The sequence below is a fragment of the Paraburkholderia sp. WS6 genome (assembly GCF_030464835.1).
Classification (GTDB): Bacteria; Pseudomonadota; Gammaproteobacteria; order Burkholderiales; family Burkholderiaceae; genus Paraburkholderia; species Paraburkholderia madseniana.
On the sequence record NZ_JALQCK010000003.1, the window covers coordinates 266,140 to 285,417 of the forward strand.

Sequence of the window (19,278 nt, forward strand, 5' to 3'; positions counted from 1 at the left end):
ACACACCCTGCACGCAGGCAGCGCCAATGGAATCACACGCTCAGATAAGCGCGCCTGACCGTTTCGTTCTTTGCGAGTTCGCCGATCGTGCCGCTGAAGCGGATCTGCCCTTTTTCGAGGACGTACGCGCGGTCGCTGACCAGCTCGGCGAAATGCAGATTCTGTTCCGACAATAGAATCGACAGCCCTTCGCGCTTGAGTTCGAGAATCATGTTGGCCATCTGCTCGACGATCACGGGCGCGACGCCCTCGGACGGTTCGTCAAGCAGCACCAGATACGGATTGCCCATCAGCGTGCGGGAGACGGTAAGCATCTGCTGCTCGCCGCCGCTCATCTGGCCGCCTGGACGTTTCGGCATTTCACCGAGATTGGGGAACAGGCGGAACAGCTTTTCCGGCGTCCACTCAGGCGCGCCTTCACGTGGCGGCTGACGGCCTGTATCGAGGTTCTCCATCACGGTCAGATCGGAAAACACGCGGCGATCTTCAGGGACGAAACCCATGCCCATGCGGGCGATCCGATACGGCGGCAACGCCGCGATGTTTTGCCCGCGAAAACGGACCTCTCCCTGACGGCGTGGCAGCAGGCCCATCACGGCTTTCATCGTCGTCGATTTGCCGGCGCCGTTGCGGCCCATCAGCGCGACCACTTCGCCGCGGCCGACTTCGAGGCCAACGTCGAACAGAATGTGCGCGCGGCCATAGAACGCGTTGAGGCCGGCGACTTTCAGCATCGGCTCGCTCATTGCAGCGCTCCTTGTCCTTGATGGCCGCCTGCCGCTTCATGCAGCGGCGCGCGTGGCTGGAAGGTCTTGCCAGTGCCGAAATAGACTTCCTGCACGCGTGCGTCGTTGCGGATCGTTTCGGCGTCGCCCTCGGCGATCAACTTGCCGCGCGCGAGCACGATCATGCGATCGGCGTACGCGAATACAACGTCCATGCTGTGCTCGGTAAACAGCACGCCGATTTTGTGCTCGGTGACGAGTCGCTTGGTGAGCGCCATCAGTTCGTTGCGCTCCTTTGGCGCCATGCCGGCAGTGGGCTCGTCCATCAGTAGTAGCTTCGGGCGGTTTGCCAATGCGATAGCGAGTTCAACGCGTTTGACGTCGCCGTATGCGAGCACGCCGCAGGCGCGGTTCGCATCGGCGCCCATGCCGACCTGTTCGAGCAGCGTCATGGCTTCATCGGCATAGCGCGAGCCTGCGGGTTTCCAGAGGCCGAAGGTCTTTCGTTCACGCGAGACCAGCGCCATCTGCACGTTTTCGAGCACGGTCATCGAATTGAAAGTCGCGGCAATCTGGAACGTGCGGCCGACGCCCAACCGCCAGATATCGCGCGGCCGCATGCCGACCAGTTCATGATCGTCGAGACGAATCGAACCAGACGACGGCTGCAGTTGCCCGTTGACCATGTTGAAGCAGGTCGACTTGCCCGCGCCGTTCGGACCCAGCAGCGCCAACAGTTGGCCGGCTTCGAGATCGAAGGAGACATCGTCGACCGCTTTCAGGCCGCCGAACGATTTGGAGAGACCGGAGACGCGTAGCAAGCTCATAGCCCCTCCTTGATCGCCGTACCCTGTGATGGCGAAGGAGCACGCTCTTCTGCCTTATCCACCGTATCGTCGCCGAAACGCTCACGAATGAACCCGACGATACCCTGCGGAAACGCAATCACCAGCAGCAGAATGGCGAAGCCCAGCAACGCCTGCCAATAATCGGTTTGCCGCGCGACGGTGTCCTGCAGCCACGTGAACACGGCCGCGCCGACGATCGGGCCAGTCAACGTCTGCAAGCCGCCGAGCAGCACCATCACGAGGCCATCTACTGAACGGCTGACGCTGATCACCTCCGGCGAAATCGTCCCTTTGGAGAAGGCATAAAGCGACCCGGCAAGCCCGCAAAACAGCGACGCGACGACGAAGGCCGCCCACTGCACGCGTTTCACATCGATGCCGATCGCCTCGGCGCGCAACACCGAATCACGCGACGCCCGCATCGCATAGCCAAGCGGCGAGAACAGCATCTTGCGCAACAGCCACACGCCGATCACAGCGCAGACGAGCGTCAGATAGTAAAAGGCGACCGGCGACGCCAACCAGTTCGACGGCCACAAGCCGAGAATGCCGTTACTTCCGCCCGTCACGTCGTCCCACTGGAACACGACCGACCAGACGATCTGTGCGAATGCGAGCGTCAGCATCGCGAGGTAGACGCCTGAGAGACGCACGCAAAACCAGCCGAACACGAGCGCGCCTGCCACGGCGAGCAAGGGGCCGAGCAGCAACGCGGCTTCCATCGGCAGATTCAAAACTTTGAGAAACAGCGCGGCGCCATATGCGCCCAGCCCGAAATACGCGGCGTGGCCGAAAGAATGCATGCCGCCAGGGCCCATGATGAAATGCAGACTCGTCGCGAACAACACGGCGATCAGAATTTCAACCAGCAGCACAGGCATATAGGGAAACGCATTGGCCGCAAGCGGCGCGAGTACCAGCACCAACAAAGCGATTGCGGCCAACCACTTCAGGCGCTTGCCTGCTGGCCTTAATGGCGCTTCAGGCGCGGCCATGCCACGCACCGCAGCGCTCGCCTTCCCTAACAAGCCCCAAGGCCGCACCACCAGCACCACCGCCATCACGACAAATTCCGCAACCAGCGTAAAGCGGCTCAACGACAGATCGATACCGAACACCGACACATGGCCGATGCCGATGCACAGCGCCTTGATCTCGGCAATCAGCAACGCCGCGACGAACGCGCCCGGAATCGACCCCATACCACCGACCACGACGACGACGAACGCATTGCCGATAGTCTCCAGATCGAGCGACAGATTCGCTGACATGCGCGGCCCTTGCAGCGCGCCGCCCAGGCCGGCGAGAAACGCGCCGACAAAAAACACGCCGGTGAACAGCCACGCCTGATTAATACCGAGTGCGCCGAGCATCTCGCGATCCTGCGTGGCGGCGCGCACCAGCGTGCCCCACCGTGTACGCGTCAACGCATACCAGAGCAGCAGCAACACCACCGGCCCGATCACGATCAGCGCGATATCGTAGGTCGGCAGTGGATGGCCGAGAAAATTAACTGCACCAGCCAGATGCGGCGCGCGCGGTCCGAACAGGTCTTCCGGGCCCCACAGCCACAGCGCGGCGTCGCGAAAGATCAGCACCAGCGCGAATGTCGCCAGTAGATGAAACAACTCGGGTGCCTGGTAAATGCGTCGTAACACGATCATTTCGACCAGCGCGCCAAGCACCGCAACCACCAGCGCAGCAGCCAGCACCGACAGCCAGAACCCGCCCGCTGTATGGCCGAAACGGCTCGCGATGCTATACGCGACATAGATGCCGAACATATAGAACGAGCCGTGCGCGAAGTTGACGATGCGCGTCACGCCGAAGATCAACGACAAACCGGCGGCGACGAGAAACAGCGTCGACGCGTCGGCGAGTCCGTTGACCAGCTGTACCAGCAAATTCGAAAGCATCGCGACCCTTAAAATAGCTCAGCGCAAACCGTCTTCGCCTTTGATCTCACTCACCTGCAAGCCGCCGATACGCGGTAACGGCCGGCCCGAAGCCGTCACCGCGACCGCCACGACAATTTCGTTGGCGCGCGGCGCGTCCGACACGCGCGCTTCGATTGCATCGAAATGGCTGCGCACGAAGGCGGCGTCCTTGTGTCCCAGCGGGACATCGATCGCGGTGCCAAGCGTACCCATTTTTTTCGCCGACGGCACCAGCGCCGCGCCCTTCTCGACTGCTACCCGCAACGGTGCACCAAGCTTGGGGTGCAGAATCGCCGCCGCATGTTCGAGTTCACCCGCTTCGCCGACGATCGCCGCCTTGCCGTAGCTTTGCGCGTCGCCCGGTTTGATACCTAAGGCTTCGACGCACTTGTTGCCGAGCAAGGCACCCAGCTCCTCACCGGCTTCGATTAGTGCGTCCAGCTTGGCCTCATAGCGGCCCGCGTAGGGATTATCGATCACCGCAATCGCGACTGCACGGCGTGTCGGCGGCTCGATGGCCTGCCCCATTTCAATGCGTGTTTCATCGACCTGCACGACCAGCTTGCGAAGCTTGATTGCCATTTCGATCTCCGGGTTTCGATGCGTGTTCTGCTTAGTGTTCTACTTACTCGCCGCAGCGCATTGCTTCAGCTCAGCGCTTCGACTCACTGTTTCATTGCAATGCTTCAGCGCATTGCGTAGATCAGGCGCCGCTCAGCGCAAGCCGTCCTTGCCCACAATCGCCTCTTTCGCCAGGCCGCCGACGCGCGCATGCACGCGCTGGCCCGTGCTCATCACGAGGATATACACCAGTTCATCCGCGGCGGGCGCACCGGGCACACGCACTTCGATCGCATCGAAATGGCTGCGCACGTAGCTCGCGTTGACATGCGTCAGCGGCACATCGAGTGCGGTGGAAGGCGCGCCGACTTTCTTCGTCGACGGCACGATCGCGTTGGTCGGCACGCCGTTTTTCTCCAGCAGCTCGCGCATCGCATAGCCGCCGGGGACGTGCCACAACGCGCCATGCTCGAGTTCACCGCGCGAGCCGATGATTGCGCCCTTGCCGTAGCTTTCGATCGCCGCGTGCGGCACAGCCATCGCCGCCAGCAACCGTTGCGCCATGTCGAAGCCGATCGGCTTGAGCGCTTCCATGGCGTGTTCGATTCTGGCTTCGTAGCGGCCGGCGAACGGATTCGTCATCACCGCGGCGATTGCGCCGCGCCTGAGCGGCTGCGCGGGCGCGGGACCGAACTCGTGGAAAATGTCTTCGACGTGCGTCAGCACGCGGCGTATTTCGAACACGGAGCCTCCGTTGTTATCCGGGCGCGCTGTATAAATAACGCGCCATTCTGATAGGTACCACCGGTCACACGTGCCCGCCCTTGCAGGAACAGTGCGGCGCCTTCGATCAAACCTTGTTCGTGCAAGCGCTGCGCGGCGTCGACACCGCGTGCCAGCGCGAAATCGATCAGCGCTTGCGGCAAGGACGGCACGTCGACGGTCACGAGCAGGTCACCGAGATCGCTATCGTCCTTCAACGAGGAAGCCGGCCTGCGCACGATGCCCGTATGCTCCAGATCGACGGCGTTGGCGATCATCGTGGCGGCGGCATCGGCGGTGGCGGCGTCGCGGGCGAGCACGGTCACGCTGTCGGCGATCCCCAGGCTGAAGCTGCGGCCGCGCCAGCCGCTTGTCGCGACGCCGCGAATTGGCGTGGCGGCGTCGAGCGTCAGGTTTGCGTCCAAGGCCAGATCGCCTGGCGCCCCCTCACCCGAGAACGCCGCCAGATCGGCGAACACGCCCACGCGGTACTGCTGCCCTTCGGTCAAATGGAGTGCGATGTCGCCACCGTTGTTGATGAAGGCGCGCGAGATGCCTTCGCGTGCAAACGCCGTGATCAATTCGTCCGCGACGCTGCCTGCAACTGCCGCCATCGGCGTGATATAGCGAGCGCGGTGCGGATGACATGCGCTCCACATGCGCCGGGCCACGGCGCCCTTCAACGCGCAATCGCTATGCGCCGCGTCACCCGGCACAGGCTGCCGAAGCAGCTTCAACTCGCCGACCAACTCGGGCAATACTTCCACAAAGCGCGCCCAGCACGCCACGTATGCAGCCTGCACTGCCGAGGGCTCGCCGTCCGCGCTGAGGATCAGATCGATCGGGCCATACTGCCAATGCCAGCGGGCCGCGTCGAGCCGGGTTCGGGTTGGGTTCATCGTGTGCGTCGCGTTCGTCGTGTCGATTGTGCCGGTGGTGGCGCCGCCGTTAGCCTGGCATTGGCGGCATAGCCGGCGGCCACGGATTGTCGGGATGACGCGCGATAGTCCTGCGCGCGAGCGGCGCCCCTTCCGTATGCTCCGGTCCATTCGCCAGCACGCTTTCCAGTGAACGCACCGCGTCGAGATGGCCGCCGAGATCGCGATACGCGTCATACGTCATGGTGAATTCGATCGGCGCGACGATCGCAGGTGTAGGTACAGTGCCGAACGATCGATCGGGCATGCGCGAGACATCCACCATCACGGTGATGCCGCCACCCGGCCACACATAGGTTGGCGCGCCACCACATGTTACGTTCACCAGCCTCTGTTTGATCGCGCGGGTGAGCAGGACCGGATTCTCCGTGGCCCCCGCTCGCAGGCTGCCGCCCGCGCCGCCGAGAAACAGCACCGTAGCAAGCGACGGCTCGCAATTCTCGCCAATTCGTTCGACCGTGCCGCGCACAGCGTCCGGCATCGCTGCGATGCGCGGCACGAGGTCCCGATCGAGTTCATACCACTGTGCGTGTTCGCCGGTGGTCGACACCATCAGCAAGCGCATGCCCGGTTTCGCCACCGCGGGATCGAAGCTTTCGACAATCGCCAGCGGGTCCTGAATGTCGGTGCCGCCCCAACCGGTGCCGGGGTTCGCCACCTGGAAATAACGGCCAGGAGTCGATTTGCGTCCGCGAATCTTCAGACCTGAAGGCGTCATGCCGAGGCAACGGCCCGCCTGGTGCTCGGTGAGTACGCCGGTGATGTGATCGTCGACCACCACCACTTCGTCAGCGTGACCGAACCATTGCTTCGCAAAGATGCCGATAGTGGCCGACCCACAACCCACCCGCATGCGCTGTTCTTCGACGCCGTCGACAATCGGCGCCGCGCCCGCACGAATCACCAGACTCGCGCCGCCGTCGATGGTCAACTCCACCGCTTCCTTGTTGCCGAGCGCGAGCATCATGTCGCACGTCACGCGGCCTTCTTTCTTGCTGCCGCCAGTCAGGTGGTGAACACCGCCGAGGCTCAGCATCTGCGAGCCGTACTCCGCCGTGGTCACATGGCCGACGATCTCACCATGGCAGCGCACGTTCGATTGCTCCGGCCCGAGAAAGCGGTCGGTATCGATTTTCACCTTGAAGCTGCAATAGCTGAAAATGCCCTCGGTGACGACGGTGACCATGTCGACGTCGTCCAACTTCGAGGAAACGATGAAAGGCGCGGGCTTGTAGTCGGGATACGTGGACGATGCGCCAACGCCGGTGACGAACAGCGCCTGTTCCGCGGCAGGATCGTGCACCTCGGACGATGCACCAAATTCGACCGCGGTACCCACATTGCTAGCGATCGCTTCAGGCGAACCCGCGGCGCGCGAAAGAAACACCACAGGGTCGACGCGAATTAAACGCCCGTCCGCATTCGCATAACGATCGCACGCACCGGTGCGGCCTTCGGAAATCTGGCACAACACCGGGCACGCATTGCATTCGATCTTGTTCGACGCCATCCGCTCGCTGCGCGGCGCCGCTTTCTCGAGCACGGTCGGACCCGGCGTCGAGGCGGTTTCGCCGTCGACGCGCTCCGCACCGAAATCGACCTTCGTATGTTCTGTCATGGTGGGGTTCCATACGACGACATTACAATCGGTCCTGCCCGGCTGACAAATAATCCCTGTTTTAAGGGACTTTTGCGTGACCCGCATTTTTCCATGTTGCGGTCACTCACCGTTCGTGTAGCATCCACTACACCAAACTTGCTTGAAATCTACTCGATCAAAATAGACTGCGCAACGAGTTTCCCGGTAGTTTCCCGGTATCCGTCTGAATGCTGCGGCGCGGCATCCCCGCAGGGATTACGAATCAATCTACGCTGAAGCACACGAGCTTGCAGGGCATTTCGTCGCGCGTGATATGGGCTGTATGATGAAGGCGCGCCATACCTGAGCGCACCAAGCGGCTGCGGCGCATGCCGTTCAACCTGACGCTAACAAAGAGATCCGAGACCGCCATGAGTCCCACTGCTGCCCGCAAGCCGGGCGCTATCGGCATCCGAGCGAAGCAGGCGCAAGACACGCGCGCCAAGATTCTCAAAGCGGCAATCAAGGTCTTTGCAAAGCAAGGCTATGCAAGCGGCCGGGTCGAAAGTATTTCGAAGGCCGCGCGTTCGCACGACCGGATGATCTATTACTACTTCGGCAGCAAGGAACAGTTGTTTGTCGAAGTCCTGGAGACGATCTACACGCAGTTCAACGAGGCCGAAAGCAAGCTCGATCTCGATCTGGACGACCCCGTGCACGGCCTCGAACAGATGGTCGAATTCGTCTGGCAGTATTACCTCGATCACCCTGAGTTCGTCACCCTGCTGTCGAGCGAGAATCTGCATCAGGGCAAGCACGCGAAGAAATCGTCAAAGCTGAAGGAGATTTCGGGCTATGCGATTTCGGTCGTGCAGAAGTTGCTGGACGCGGGCAAGGCGCAAAACGTCTTTCGTGCCGACGTCAAAGCGCGTGATGTGTACCTGATAATCGCGTCGCTCGGTTATTTCTATAACGCCAATCAGTACACGCTAGGGGCGTTTCTCGGCGAACCGCTGATGGACAAGGCCGCACTCGCGCATTGGCGCGAGGTCATCAAGGATACGGTGTTGCGCGCCGTGCGCTTGCAGTTGCCTGCGGACACGGCAGTGATGGATAAGAGCAGAACGGCCTGAAGCGCGTTTTGTCTGACGTACGCTTCAGGCTCCACATCGCGTCATTCCGGTGGAAGGCGGCAGGCAGGACTCGCGTGACGGCGTGACGCGCGGCGAATGCCGGCATGGTTACACGCCACACCAGTCGTCGAACGTCGTTACGGCTTTGCCGCTGCGGCGTCGTCTTCGCGGAACAGTTTATCGGCCAGGTGGAACGCCGAATTGGCAGCCGGCACACCGCAATAGATTGCGGTTTGCAGCAGCACTTCCTTGATCTGCTCGCGCGTCACGCCGTTGTTCTTCGCGGCGCGCAAGTGCAATGCGAGTTCTTCGCTGCGATTGAGCGCGACCATCATCGCGATGGTCAGCAGGCTGCGCGTGTGACGCGGCAAGCCTTCACGCGTCCAGATTTCGCCCCACGCATAGCGGGTAATAAAATTCTGGAACTCCTCCGTCAACTCGGTGCGGTTCGCAAGCGACCGGTCGACGTGCGCGCTACCCAGCACCTCGCGGCGCACCCCGAGTCCGGCTTCGTAACGGTCTTCGTCGTTCATTTCTGCTCCGTCAGGAAGTCGAGCACGGTCTTCGTGAAAGCCTCGGCCTTCTCGATGTTGGAAATATGCGAGGCGTCCAGTTCGACATAACGCGCGCCCGGAATCGCTTGCGCCAGTTCGCGGCCTTGTGCCGGCGTTGCGGCCAGATCGTGCGTGCCACTGATCACTAGCGCAGGCACCTTGATGCCGGGGGTTTCAGGGCGCAGATCGGTGGCGTCGATGGCGTCGCAATTGGATGCGTAGCCTTCCTTGTCGGTATGCACGAACACGTCTCGGATCATGGCGAACACCACCGGTTCACGTTCGATAAAGTCGGCGGTGAACCAGCGCGGCAGAACCACGTCGGCCAGTGCGAGCATGCCTTCAGTGCGGGCTCGTGCAGCGCGCGGCACCCACACTTCCGGCGAACCGATGCGCGCCGCCGTATTGCTCAGCACCACGCGCTCAAGACGATTCGAGTGACGCGCGGCCAACGCGACGCCGGTGAGGCCGCCCATCGACACGCCGCAGAAATTCGCGCGCGCGATCTTCAGCGTATCCATCAGGCCGAGCACGTCGCCGGTCAGTTGTTCGATCGTGTACGGACCCTTCGGTGCTTCCGAGTGACCATGACCGCGCGTGTCGTAGCGCAGCACGCGGAAGTGTTTGGACAGCGCCGCGACTTGCGGCGTCCACATCGACAGATCGCTGCCGAGCGAATTCGACAACACGATCCACGGCGCATTGCCGTGACGGTCACCGTCGATTCGATAATGCAGCTCGGTCCCGTTGACTGCGGCGTAGGGCATGCCGGTTACTCCTTGGAAGTGGCGCGTTTGGCGCGCGTGTGATGAAGGGCCAGCGCGGCGTCCACATAAGCGTGCGCCTGGCCGACGTATTGAGCAGGATCGAGCAGTTGCTTCAGGCGATCGAGCGAAAGATGTTCGATCACGGCGTGGTCCGCCGAGAGCACCTCGAAGAGCGTCTTGCGCTCGGCGATTGCCGCTTTCGATGCGCGCTCGACCAGATGATGCGCATCGAGTCGGCCGATGCTGTCGCCGAGCGCGAGCATCACGGCTTCGCCGAGAATCAATCCGTGCGTGACGTCGAGATTGGCGGCAAGGCGCGGAACATTCACGTTGAGACCCGTGGCGATCTGCTCGATGTTGGCGAGCGCTCCGCCTGCAAGGCGCGCGAGGTCCGGCAACGCATCCCACTCGGCTTGCCAGCCGCCGAGCGCGCGCTCGTGCTCCTGCACCATGCCGGCGAACACCGTGGCCACCAGCCCCGGCGCGCGAGTCGCGGCCGTCAGCACCGCGGCGCAGCCGACCGGGTTGCGCTTGTGCGGCATCGTCGACGAACCGCCCTTGCCTGCCGCGGCGGGCTCGGCCAGTTCGTCGATTTCGGTTTGCATCTGCAGCGAGATATCGCGCGCGATTTTGCCGAGCGTGCCGATCAACATGCCGAACAGCGCCGCTGTTTCAGCGATGCGATCGCGCTGCGTGTGCCATGGCAAGGTGGGCACAGCGAGCTTGAGTTCTTGCGCCAATGATTGGGTAACTTGCGGCGCCGCGTCACGCAGACTCGCCAGCGTGCCCGCCGCGCCACCGAATTGCAGCACCAGCACACGCGCGCGCAACGCATCGAGCCGCTCACGATGACGCAGCAACGCGTCGAGCCATTGTGCGAATTTCAGACCGAGCGTGATGGGCAGGGCCTGCTGCAGCCAGGTGCGGCCGATCATCGGCGTCGCGCGATGGGTCGCTGCGAGTTTCGCCACTGCATCGCATGTGGCTTCTAAGCCGCTGTCGAGCAGATCGAAGGTCTCGCGCAGTTGCAGCACCGTTGCTGTATCGATGATGTCCTGGCTCGTCGCGCCCCAATGGACGTACTTCGACGCTTCGGCGTCCGCCGCTTTGACACGCGCGGTGAGTTGTTTGACGAGGGGAATCGCGAGGTTGCCGCCGAGCGCCGCGTCGCGCGCCAGTGCGTCGGCGTCGAGTTGATCGGCCTGGCAGGCGCCCTCGATCGCGGCCACGGCGCTGTGCGGAATCACGTTATGGGCAGCCGAAGCGCGCGCGAGCGCTGCTTCGACATCGAGCATCCGTTGCAGCGTGGCACGCGGCGCCCAGATGTCGTTCATCGGCTGTGTGCCGCAAAGAAGGCCGGTCAGACGGGCGCTGGAGTCGAGCATGATGGCGTCGTCGATGAGGGTGTCGGAAGTGAAGGTTTCGCCGCGGCGATCCGGGCGTGCTGCGAGGCGCGCCCTTGGCGCTTTCTATCGAGAGCGTACCGCACACGGCGTTACGGCGCATTCTGTTCCGAATGCTGCCGCGTCGGCTCGCTGTAACAACGTGACGCCGTGACATCGGGTCACGCGCATGAAGCTTGCCTCATGCGCGCTGCGGAAATTGGCGGGTGCACGGTTTGCGCGACCCGCGTATTGGTGGCTGCACGCTGCACGGCTTGCTCATCGGCGACGGCACGTTGCGCGCGCGCACATTGGTGGCAGCACGCTGCGCGGCGTGCGCGTTGCCATCGCCCGGCCAGCGGTTTGACTCGCCACAGGCCTTCGTGCGGACGGCTGCCGCGCCCGTGCTTAGGCCGCGCGTGCCGCCTGAGTGCCGTCGATCAGCGGCACGCCGGTCAGTTTGTGCAGCGCATCGAAGTCGATGTCCGAGAAGATCTCGCGCACCACGAGGCCCTTGTCGGTGACGTCGATCATGGCCAGGTCCGTATAGATGCGGTCGACGCAGTTCACGCCTGTGACCGGGTACGTGCATTCCGCCGCGATCTTGCTTTCGCCCTGCTTGGTCAGGTGCTCCATCATCACGTAGACCTGCTTCGCGCCGATTGCGAGGTCCATGGCGCCGCCGACAGCCGGAATCGCGTCGGGCGCGCCGGTGTGCCAGTTCGCCAGGTCGCCCTTCGCCGACACCTGGAACGCGCCGAGCACGCAGAAATCCAGATGGCCGCCGCGCATCATCGCGAACGAATCCGAGTGATGGAAGTAGGCACCGCCCGTAAGCAGCGTGACGTGCTGCTTGCCGGCGTTGATCAGTTCGTCGTCTTCCTCGCCCTTCGCGGGTGCCGGGCCCATGCCGAGCAGGCCGTTTTCGCTGTGCAGGAAGATTTCCTTGTCGGCACCAAGGTGGTTGGCCACCAGCGTCGGCACGCCGATGCCGAGGTTCACGTAAGCGCCTTCAGGGATATCCTGGGCAACGCGCTTGGCCATTTCATCGCGGGTCAGTTTTTTCATGTCGGTCTCCTCAGGCGGCGTTCGCGGATGCAAGTTCGGCTTGATGCGCAGCTTGCGGCACTTCGATCACGCGTTGCACGAAGATGCCTGGCGTGACGATGTTTTCCGGATCGAGTTCGCCGAGCGGCACCACTTTCGACACCTGCACGATGGCCGCTTTCGCCGCGCTCGCCATGATCGGACCGAAGTTGCGGGCGGTCTTGCGATAGACCAGATTGCCCCAGCGGTCGCCCTTGAACGCTTTGATCAGCGCGAAGTCCGCATGCAGCGGCGACTCCAGCACGTAATGCTTGCCGTCGATCAGACGGGTTTCCTTGCCTTCGGCGAGCTTGGTGCCATAACCCGTGGGCGTGAAGAACCCGCCGATGCCCGCGCCTGCCGCGCGAATACGTTCCGCGAGGTTGCCTTGCGGCACCAGTTCGAGTTCGATTTCGCCGGCGCGATAGAGCGCGTCGAACACATACGAATCGCTTTGGCGCGGGAACGAGCAGATGATCTTGCGCACGCGTTTGGCGTTGAGCAGCGCCGCGAGGCCGATGTCGCCGTTACCGGCGTTGTTGTTGACGATGGTGAGTTCGCGCGCGCCTTGTTCGATAAGCGCGTCGATCAACTCGGACGGCATGCCGGCCGTGCCGAAGCCGCCGATCATGACGGTCGCGCCATCGTGGACATCGGCGACCGCCGACTGAAGTGACTCGAAAATCTTGTTGATCATGTCGAATTTCCTTTTGGGGCGCTGCGTATCGCCAGGCTGTTTGCCTTTGCAGGCAAGGGCTTGTGCGGGACGGTCTCCGGGCCGGGGCTGACGCTTTTGGTTTGTTCACTTTCGATTTGTTCGATATATGAACATGGATTCGATTAGCGAACGTTCAGGGCGATTATGGTTGCGCTTTGGGCTGGTTGTCAAGGCAGGGGATTCCCCCTAAGGATAGGTTTTTCGCCTGCTCGGCGGGGGCGGTTTTGGTTTTTTTGGGGTGTGGGCTGCTTGTTTGTGTGTTTGCCTGCGCGGCGCTTTTTGTCTGTGTTCTTGGGGCGTTGGCCTTTCCTTGTTTTGTTAGTGGTCTATTAGCGTTGCCCCTGTGCGGGGCGGCACCTACTTCTCTTTGCCGGCTATGTCTCCGGTCTATACACCGGCTGCAAAGAGAAGTAGGCAAGAGAAAGCAGCTCAAACCGCTAATGCTAAGCGGGTCCCGTAGTTTGCACAGGGTAGTGGTGCATCTGGAATCTGGGTTCGTGCCCCTGCATACGCCAGTGACAAGGGCGTCATGCTTCCGGCGGCGCTGCGCGCGCCGAAGAGCAGTTCATAAAACCACTCACTACGTTTTGGCGCTCCCGCCTCGCCACCGGACCGTGGCTCGTCACTGCATCTACATATCGTTTGAGGCGGGCTTCCCCGGAGAGTGCAGAGGCGCGTCGCCGAGGCGAAGCCGACGGCCCCCACAAACCTCAACCGAAGCCCGTGGTTTCCCATGCAGACCCGTCCGCGACGCACGCAGTGCGGAGTGGGAGCTGATGACTCCTTTGTCACTAACGCGGAACGTGGGAGAACACGGATTCCAGATGCACCACTACCACTTGCAGGCCACGGTGCCCACTTAGCATTAGCGGTTTAAGCTGCTTTCTCTTGCCTACTTCTCTTTGCAGCCGGCAAAGAGAAGTAGGTGCCGCCCCGCACAGGGGCAACGCTAATAGACCACTAACAATTCAAGGAAAGGCCAACACCCTAAGAACACTGACAACAAGCGCCGCGCAGGCAAAAAACCACTATCCAAAACCAAGATTATTAAACTACCCTCTATCTAGATTCCAAATACCCTCCAAAGCGCCGCAGGCAAAAACCCCAGCATGCCCGACACCCCCCTGGACCTAAACCTAATCCCCTACCTGGTAGCAATGGAAGACACCCGCAACGTCAGCCGCGCAGCGGAGCAACTAGGTGTCAGCCAACCCCGCGTGAGCACCGCGTTAGGCCGCCTGCGGGAATACTTCGACGATCCGCTCTTCGTGCGAACCTCGAAAGGTATGGAACCCACGCCGCGCGCGCTCGCCATCCTCCCCGCCGCCCGCGACGCGCTTCTGCGTATCGAAAAAGGCATGCTCGACGTGCAGGACTTCGATCCGGCCACCAGCACTCATACCTTCTCCCTCGCGCTCTCCGACGTCGGCGAAATCGTCTTCCTGCCGCGGCTCCTGCAACTCTTTGCCGAACGCGCCCCGCATGCGAATCTGCGCTCGGTGTCGCTCTCGCCCTCGCAGGTGGAACGTGGACTCGAATCGGGCGACGTCGATCTCGCCGTGGGCTATTTCCCCGATCTGTCGGGCAATAACTTCTTCCAGCAACGGCTCTTCACCCATCGGTTCATCTGCCTGATGCGCACGGGACACCCCCTTGCGAAGGCGCCCCTCACGCTGGCGCAGTACGTGGCGTCGGGCCACGCCGTCGTGCGTGCCGAAGGACGCAGCCAGGAAGTCCTCGAACATTACCTGGAAAAGAAGCGCATCAAGCGCCGCGCCGTCCTCGAAACGCCGCACTTCATGAGTCTGCCGTTCATCCTCGCGCGCACCGATCTGCTTGCCACGGTGCCGCACGCTATCGGCTTCGCGTACGTGTCGGAACATGCGTCGATCACGCTGGTCGAGCCGCCGCTGCCGTTGCCGCGCTTCGATCTGCGGCAGCACTGGCATCGCAAGTTTCATAACGATCCGCGGGCGAGCTGGCTGCGCGGTATCGTCGCCGAACTCTTCAACGACGACATGGACGAGTGGCCAAAGTAAGCACACGCCCCGACCGCGAGAGGGGGCATCGACACGATGCGGCGTAAAACATGGAACAATGGCCGCACTCATTGAACCCGCGCGCTCCGTTTAGCGTCGACGCGCAATCCCAGAGGAGCGACGGATGGCCAGCAGTAAAGCGAAGAAAACCAAACCCGAGGCCGCAGTGGACCGCCCCAGCCGCGAAGAAGCTGAAGCAGCGGTACGCGTGCTGCTGCGTTGGGCCGGCGACAATCCCGAACGCGAAGGCCTGATCGATACGCCATCTCGCGTGGTGCGTTCTTATGAGGAGTTCTACGCGGGTTATCAGATCGATCCGCGTGAGATCCTCGCCCGCACCTTTTCCGAAGTGGACGGCTACGACGAAATGATCGTGCTGAAAGATATCCGCTTCGAAAGCTATTGCGAACACCACATGGTGCCAATCATCGGGCGGGCGCACGTTGCCTATCTGCCTGGGCATCGGGTGGTCGGCATTTCGAAGCTGGCACGTCTCGTCGATGCATTCGCCAAGCGCCTGCAGATCCAGGAAAAGATGACGGTGCAAATCGCCGACACGTTGAACGACGTGCTGCAACCGGCGGGCGTGGGTGTGATTCTCGAAGCGGCTCATCAGTGCATGTCCACCCGGGGCGTGCACAAGGCCGGTGTCACGATGGTCACCTCGCGCATGCTGGGCACGTTCCGTACCGATCCGTCGACGCGTCGCGAGTTTTTGTCGATTGTGGGCAATCCGGGCGTGGTGTCCGTCGCCAATACCTGATAGCGGTTGGGTCGCACCGCGAATCAGGCTGCGGCGTTGGCCGCCGCCTCACGCCGTGCTGTGCGCGATACGCATCTGGCCGAAGGTGGCCAGCAACACCGCGCCAAGCACGCATGCAACACCCGCAAGTTGCGCCGCACTCACGGGCTCCCGCAACACGACAGCAGCCAACGCCACCGCGCTCACCGGCACGAGCGCGGTCATGAGCCCAGCTTCCGCGCCGCTGATGCGCGCAGCCCCCGCATACCAGAGAACAAAGCCAGCCACGGTCGGCACAAGCGCGTAGTACAGCACACCGTTCAGGGCGCTCGCATTGAACGGCATACTCCAGGGCCTTTCGAAACATGCCGGCACGAGCGCCACTGCCAAACCGATGCCGCACATCAACGCCGATAGCGGCAGCGGCGCGACCGGGGTGTGCAACTTGCGATTGAGCAGGATAAAGAGCGCCTCGCACACGATCGCCGCGAACACCAGCGCGTTACCTGTCAGCGAACTGGCGGCATGCGGCGTGGTGAAATCGTCGATACGCACGGTACACACCAGCACGCCCAGGGTGGCGAGGCCAATCGCACTGATCAACGCGGGCGCGGGGCGCTCGCCCAGCGCGAGCATGGCGACCACGGCCGACACCGCCGGCAGGGTGCCGGCAATCACACCGGCATCGGCGGCCGAGGCGAGCTTCATGCCACTGATGAGCAACACCGTATACCCGACGCTGCCCGCCCCGGCCTGGGCGATCACGAGCAACGTATCGTGTCGATCGAGACGTGGCCAGCGTACGCCACGCCAGCGCATCACCAGCACAAAGAGGGGGAACGCGATGGCAAAGCGCAGTGCGGTCGCGCTGAACGGCGGCAATCCACTTGCGATCGATTTGCTGACGACCACCGTGCTGCCGACGCCGATCATCGCCAGCGCGCAAAACAGGTATCCGACGTACCGTGAGCTCATGCTACTGTCCTGTTCCGTTGAACGAGCAGACACATTAGCGGCGGCACGCGCGCGCGGTCTTGAACGAAATTGCAGAGAAAGCGCCCGCCAGGGAAACAAGGAACGCCGTCAGTTCGAACAGGCGTCCAGCTCCACGACTTACCGGCGCGAATCCGACTTGCGCTCAGGCAGGACAGCCCGGCGCCGTACCTGGGCTCATCTAGTATCCTGATCGAAATAGAATCCCACCTTGGACACGAACCGAACGCGCGCGTAGAAAAACGCGCCCAGGAACACACCTTGCAGCCCGGCAAAACAAGCTTCGGCCGCAGCGCGGCCCAACCGTCACAACAGGAGTTCCGCAATTGGTAGAGTTTCCGTCGTCGGCGGTGTCAACCTGGGGCGGCGTGTTCGTTTTTGTGAACGTCCTGTTGACACGGCTCGGCCTGCCGATCCCCGCGGTCCCCGTGCTGCTCTTCGCGGGCTCGGCGATCGCCGCCGGCACACTGTCTTTCTGGCCGATCCTGTTCGCCGCCGTGCTTGGTGCGCTGATCGGCGACGGTACGTGGTTCGCCGCCGGCCGCATCTACGGCCGCAGACTGATCGCCGCCCTGGGCCGGATCTCCCCGGCGATCGATTCCAGGGTCGACAAGGCCCGCGCGCTATTCGAGCGCTTCGGCGTGGCGCTCGTGTCGATCTCGAAGTTCGTCCCCGGACTAGGACTCATCACCCCACCGCTCATGGGCACGACAGCGGTGGACAGTCGCATCTACGCTTTGTGGGACCTCGCCGGCGCTCTGATGTGGGCCACCTTCTGGCTACTCGGTGGCGCCGCGGCGGAAAGACAGTTGCATATGCTGCTCGCGTTCGTCAAAGCGCGTGGCGGCACGGTACTCGACATTCTGCTGGCCGCAGCGTTGGCCTATCTGGTGTACCGCCTGCAGCAGCGGCGGCGCGAACGACGCCGTCTCGCGGACGCGGCCCCCGCGGCTGCGTCGCAAGCGACACTCGCTGGATGGCGCCGCATCACGCCGCCCAAGGTCCTGGATGCCCGCCCACCCGCCTCAACTGGTGAAGCGCTACATCCCATCCCCGGCGTGCTGGCGCTCGACCCGCACTCGCCTGAACAGATCGACGGCGCGCTGCTCGTCCATGACATGGTGATTTATTGCATTTGCCCGGACAGCGCGACCGCCGTCGAGATCAAGCAACGGATGCGCCTGAACGGCTACACGCGAATCCGCGCACTGAGGGGCGGCCTCGACGCCTGGCAAAGGCGCGGGTTTCCCGTCGAACCTCTCCCGCTAACGGACGAATCGACCACCCGCAAACGCAAGCCGGAGCCGTACGGTGAAGTTCGCGGCGCGGTAACGCTGCGCGGGTTTGCCCCGCGACGCGACTAAACCACCTGGGCAAGCCGCATCACAGTTTGCGCAACAGTCCTGCCGCCGCGCGCATCCGGCGTTTGCGCTCCTTCTTCAGCCAGTCAAGCGTTGCATCGGTGTCGCCGGATCCGGCTAGCAAGCTCATATTGTCGCGCAGCAGCATCTCGCTCGCGACAATATCGTTCAGCGTACCGAAACGCTTCTGAATCTGCTTCAACCGCTTCAGGACACGTTTGTGGCTGACGCTCAGAATGGGCTCGAAAAACTCGAGCAGATAGCGCACTTTCTTTCCTGCCTTCCTGACGTCATGAAATGCGGCGTAGTTGGAGCGCTTCGCTTGAGACGCACGCTTTATACGTTTGTTAAGCGAACGTTCGGAAGCGGTCACGCGCTTGTCGGCGAATTTTTGCAGCGGCACGCGCTCACGGGCGGTGTTCAATTCCTTATTGGCGCTGGTCAAGGCGTCTTGCAGCAAATGTTTGACGTCCGCGTTCGAAAGCGTTTCACGGCTCGTCGCCAACGCGCCGCTGCGCGCCGCCTGGAGCGTAGGCGTTATCTCGTGCGCAATGCGCTCGTCCTGCGCAATCAGTTCGATCAGAATGTCCCAATCCCGCGTCTTTCCGGCTGCCGTCGCCAGATACTTATACAGCGCCCGTTGGCGCGTATTCTCGCCTTTGTCCAGCAAGGGTTCGAACGCCCACCACAACGAACGCAACCGCCGCAGCGACACACGCAGTTTGTGCAGCGCTTCCGGCGACGCGTCTTCGCGCACCGCATTAGCGAGTTCGATCGCGTCATCGACAAGGGGCGCCGCGTACGACGCAAAGGCTGCCTCCGCCGAGGGTTCTGCGCCGGCCGGCTTGCTGTCCGCAGCCTGTTTGTCGATTTTCCGGCTCGCCCGCTTCATCGGATGTCCTTCAGAAGGTCCTTTTATGTCAGCCTAGCAAAAAAAGGTCCTGGTGGATATCCGCCGACGCGTCGCCTAAACTGCACCAGGATGGCCGCAAGACAATGCGCGTTGCATGGACTGCAATCCGCCGCATTGTGGCGACGACCTGGGTCGCGCGAGTCCACGCAAGTCTGTATGCGACCTTGGCGGCAGTTGAACCGGAAAATCCGCTCCGCTGCCCGGGCGCAGTTCGCGCATAGTTCTTTTCGGACCGCTTAT

Annotated in this window: 18 protein-coding genes; 4 read left to right on the top strand and 14 right to left on the bottom strand. The window is 62.5% G+C overall.

What is annotated here, in order from left to right:
• Positions 1-32 precede the first annotated feature (32 nt).
• From M0D64_RS05570 to M0D64_RS05600, 7 genes are all read right to left on the bottom strand, one after another.
• On the bottom strand, positions 33-746 hold the full coding sequence (locus tag M0D64_RS05570; RefSeq protein ID WP_054043304.1) for an ABC transporter ATP-binding protein: 714 nt from the start codon (positions 744-746) through the stop codon (positions 33-35).
• Entirely contained in the window at positions 743-1,552 is an 810-nt protein-coding gene (locus M0D64_RS05575; protein ID WP_154566925.1) for an ABC transporter ATP-binding protein, read from the bottom strand. The genes M0D64_RS05570 and M0D64_RS05575 overlap by 4 nt, the downstream gene beginning before the upstream one ends.
• Positions 1,549-3,489, bottom strand: a complete 1,941-nt coding sequence (locus M0D64_RS05580; protein WP_200652951.1) for an ABC transporter permease — start codon at positions 3,487-3,489, stop codon at positions 1,549-1,551. Before M0D64_RS05580 ends, M0D64_RS05575 begins: the two co-directional genes overlap by 4 nt.
• 18 nt (positions 3,490-3,507) lie before the next feature.
• Positions 3,508-4,092 carry an amino acid synthesis family protein gene (locus M0D64_RS05585; protein WP_054043300.1) on the bottom strand — a complete coding sequence of 195 codons (585 nt, stop codon included), beginning with the start codon at positions 4,090-4,092 and terminating at the stop codon, positions 3,508-3,510.
• A 132-nt stretch (positions 4,093-4,224) separates the two neighbouring features.
• Positions 4,225-4,815, bottom strand: coding sequence for an amino acid synthesis family protein (locus tag M0D64_RS05590; protein WP_093647603.1), 591 nt, complete (start codon positions 4,813-4,815; stop codon positions 4,225-4,227).
• Entirely contained in the window at positions 4,791-5,732 is a 942-nt protein-coding gene (locus M0D64_RS05595; protein ID WP_266256923.1) for a UPF0280 family protein, read from the bottom strand. The genes M0D64_RS05590 and M0D64_RS05595 overlap by 25 nt, the downstream gene beginning before the upstream one ends.
• A gap of 49 nt (positions 5,733-5,781) precedes the next feature.
• On the bottom strand, positions 5,782-7,389 hold the full coding sequence (locus tag M0D64_RS05600) for a 6-hydroxynicotinate reductase (RefSeq protein WP_171929355.1): 1,608 nt from the start codon (positions 7,387-7,389) through the stop codon (positions 5,782-5,784).
• Between the two features lie 392 nt (positions 7,390-7,781).
• On the opposite strand from M0D64_RS05600, the gene M0D64_RS05605 reads away from it, so the two are divergent.
• Positions 7,782-8,483 (top strand): TetR family transcriptional regulator, encoded by a 702-nt coding sequence (locus M0D64_RS05605; RefSeq protein WP_154566929.1) that lies wholly within the window; start codon positions 7,782-7,784, stop codon positions 8,481-8,483.
• A gap of 137 nt (positions 8,484-8,620) precedes the next feature.
• On the opposite strand, the gene pcaC is transcribed toward M0D64_RS05605, so the two are convergent.
• The 5 genes from pcaC to M0D64_RS05630 all read right to left on the bottom strand — a co-directional run bounded on the left by pcaC (position 8,621) and on the right by M0D64_RS05630 (position 12,969).
• On the bottom strand, positions 8,621-9,016 hold the full coding sequence (gene pcaC, locus M0D64_RS05610; RefSeq protein ID WP_154566930.1) for a 4-carboxymuconolactone decarboxylase: 396 nt from the start codon (positions 9,014-9,016) through the stop codon (positions 8,621-8,623).
• On the bottom strand, positions 9,013-9,804 hold the full coding sequence (pcaD, locus tag M0D64_RS05615; RefSeq protein WP_154566931.1) for a 3-oxoadipate enol-lactonase: 792 nt from the start codon (positions 9,802-9,804) through the stop codon (positions 9,013-9,015). The genes pcaC and pcaD overlap by 4 nt, the downstream gene beginning before the upstream one ends.
• 5 nt (positions 9,805-9,809) lie before the next feature.
• Complete coding sequence (locus M0D64_RS05620; protein ID WP_266256924.1) at positions 9,810-11,189, bottom strand: 3-carboxy-cis,cis-muconate cycloisomerase; 1,380 nt, start codon at positions 11,187-11,189, stop codon at positions 9,810-9,812.
• 405 nt (positions 11,190-11,594) lie between these two features.
• Positions 11,595-12,254, bottom strand: a complete 660-nt coding sequence (locus tag M0D64_RS05625) for a 3-oxoacid CoA-transferase subunit B (protein ID WP_093647594.1) — start codon at positions 12,252-12,254, stop codon at positions 11,595-11,597.
• A 10-nt stretch (positions 12,255-12,264) separates the two neighbouring features.
• On the bottom strand, positions 12,265-12,969 hold the full coding sequence (locus M0D64_RS05630; RefSeq protein WP_266256925.1) for a 3-oxoacid CoA-transferase subunit A: 705 nt from the start codon (positions 12,967-12,969) through the stop codon (positions 12,265-12,267).
• Positions 12,970-14,099: 1,130 nt separating this feature from the next.
• On the opposite strand from M0D64_RS05630, the gene M0D64_RS05635 reads away from it, so the two are divergent.
• Both M0D64_RS05635 and folE read left to right on the top strand, forming a co-directional pair.
• The gene (locus M0D64_RS05635; RefSeq protein WP_154567888.1) at positions 14,100-15,029 is read left to right on the top strand and encodes a LysR family transcriptional regulator; all 930 of its coding nucleotides are present in this window, start codon (positions 14,100-14,102) and stop codon (positions 15,027-15,029) included.
• Positions 15,030-15,153: 124 nt separating this feature from the next.
• Positions 15,154-15,792: a GTP cyclohydrolase I FolE gene (gene folE / locus M0D64_RS05640; protein ID WP_266256926.1), complete on the top strand. Its 639-nt coding sequence runs from the start codon at positions 15,154-15,156 to the stop codon at positions 15,790-15,792.
• A gap of 48 nt (positions 15,793-15,840) precedes the next feature.
• On the opposite strand, the gene M0D64_RS05645 is transcribed toward folE, so the two are convergent.
• Complete coding sequence (locus M0D64_RS05645; RefSeq protein ID WP_266256927.1) at positions 15,841-16,746, bottom strand: DMT family transporter; 906 nt, start codon at positions 16,744-16,746, stop codon at positions 15,841-15,843.
• Positions 16,747-17,090: 344 nt separating this feature from the next.
• Here M0D64_RS05645 and M0D64_RS05650 point away from each other — a divergent pair, with 344 nt between their 5' ends.
• Entirely contained in the window at positions 17,091-18,128 is a 1,038-nt protein-coding gene (locus M0D64_RS05650; protein ID WP_266256929.1) for a VTT domain-containing protein, read from the top strand.
• Positions 18,129-18,147: 19 nt separating this feature from the next.
• Here M0D64_RS05650 and M0D64_RS05655 read toward each other — a convergent pair whose 3' ends face one another.
• Positions 18,148-19,017: a CHAD domain-containing protein gene (locus M0D64_RS05655; RefSeq protein ID WP_266241515.1), complete on the bottom strand. Its 870-nt coding sequence runs from the start codon at positions 19,015-19,017 to the stop codon at positions 18,148-18,150.
• Positions 19,018-19,278 lie beyond the last annotated feature (261 nt).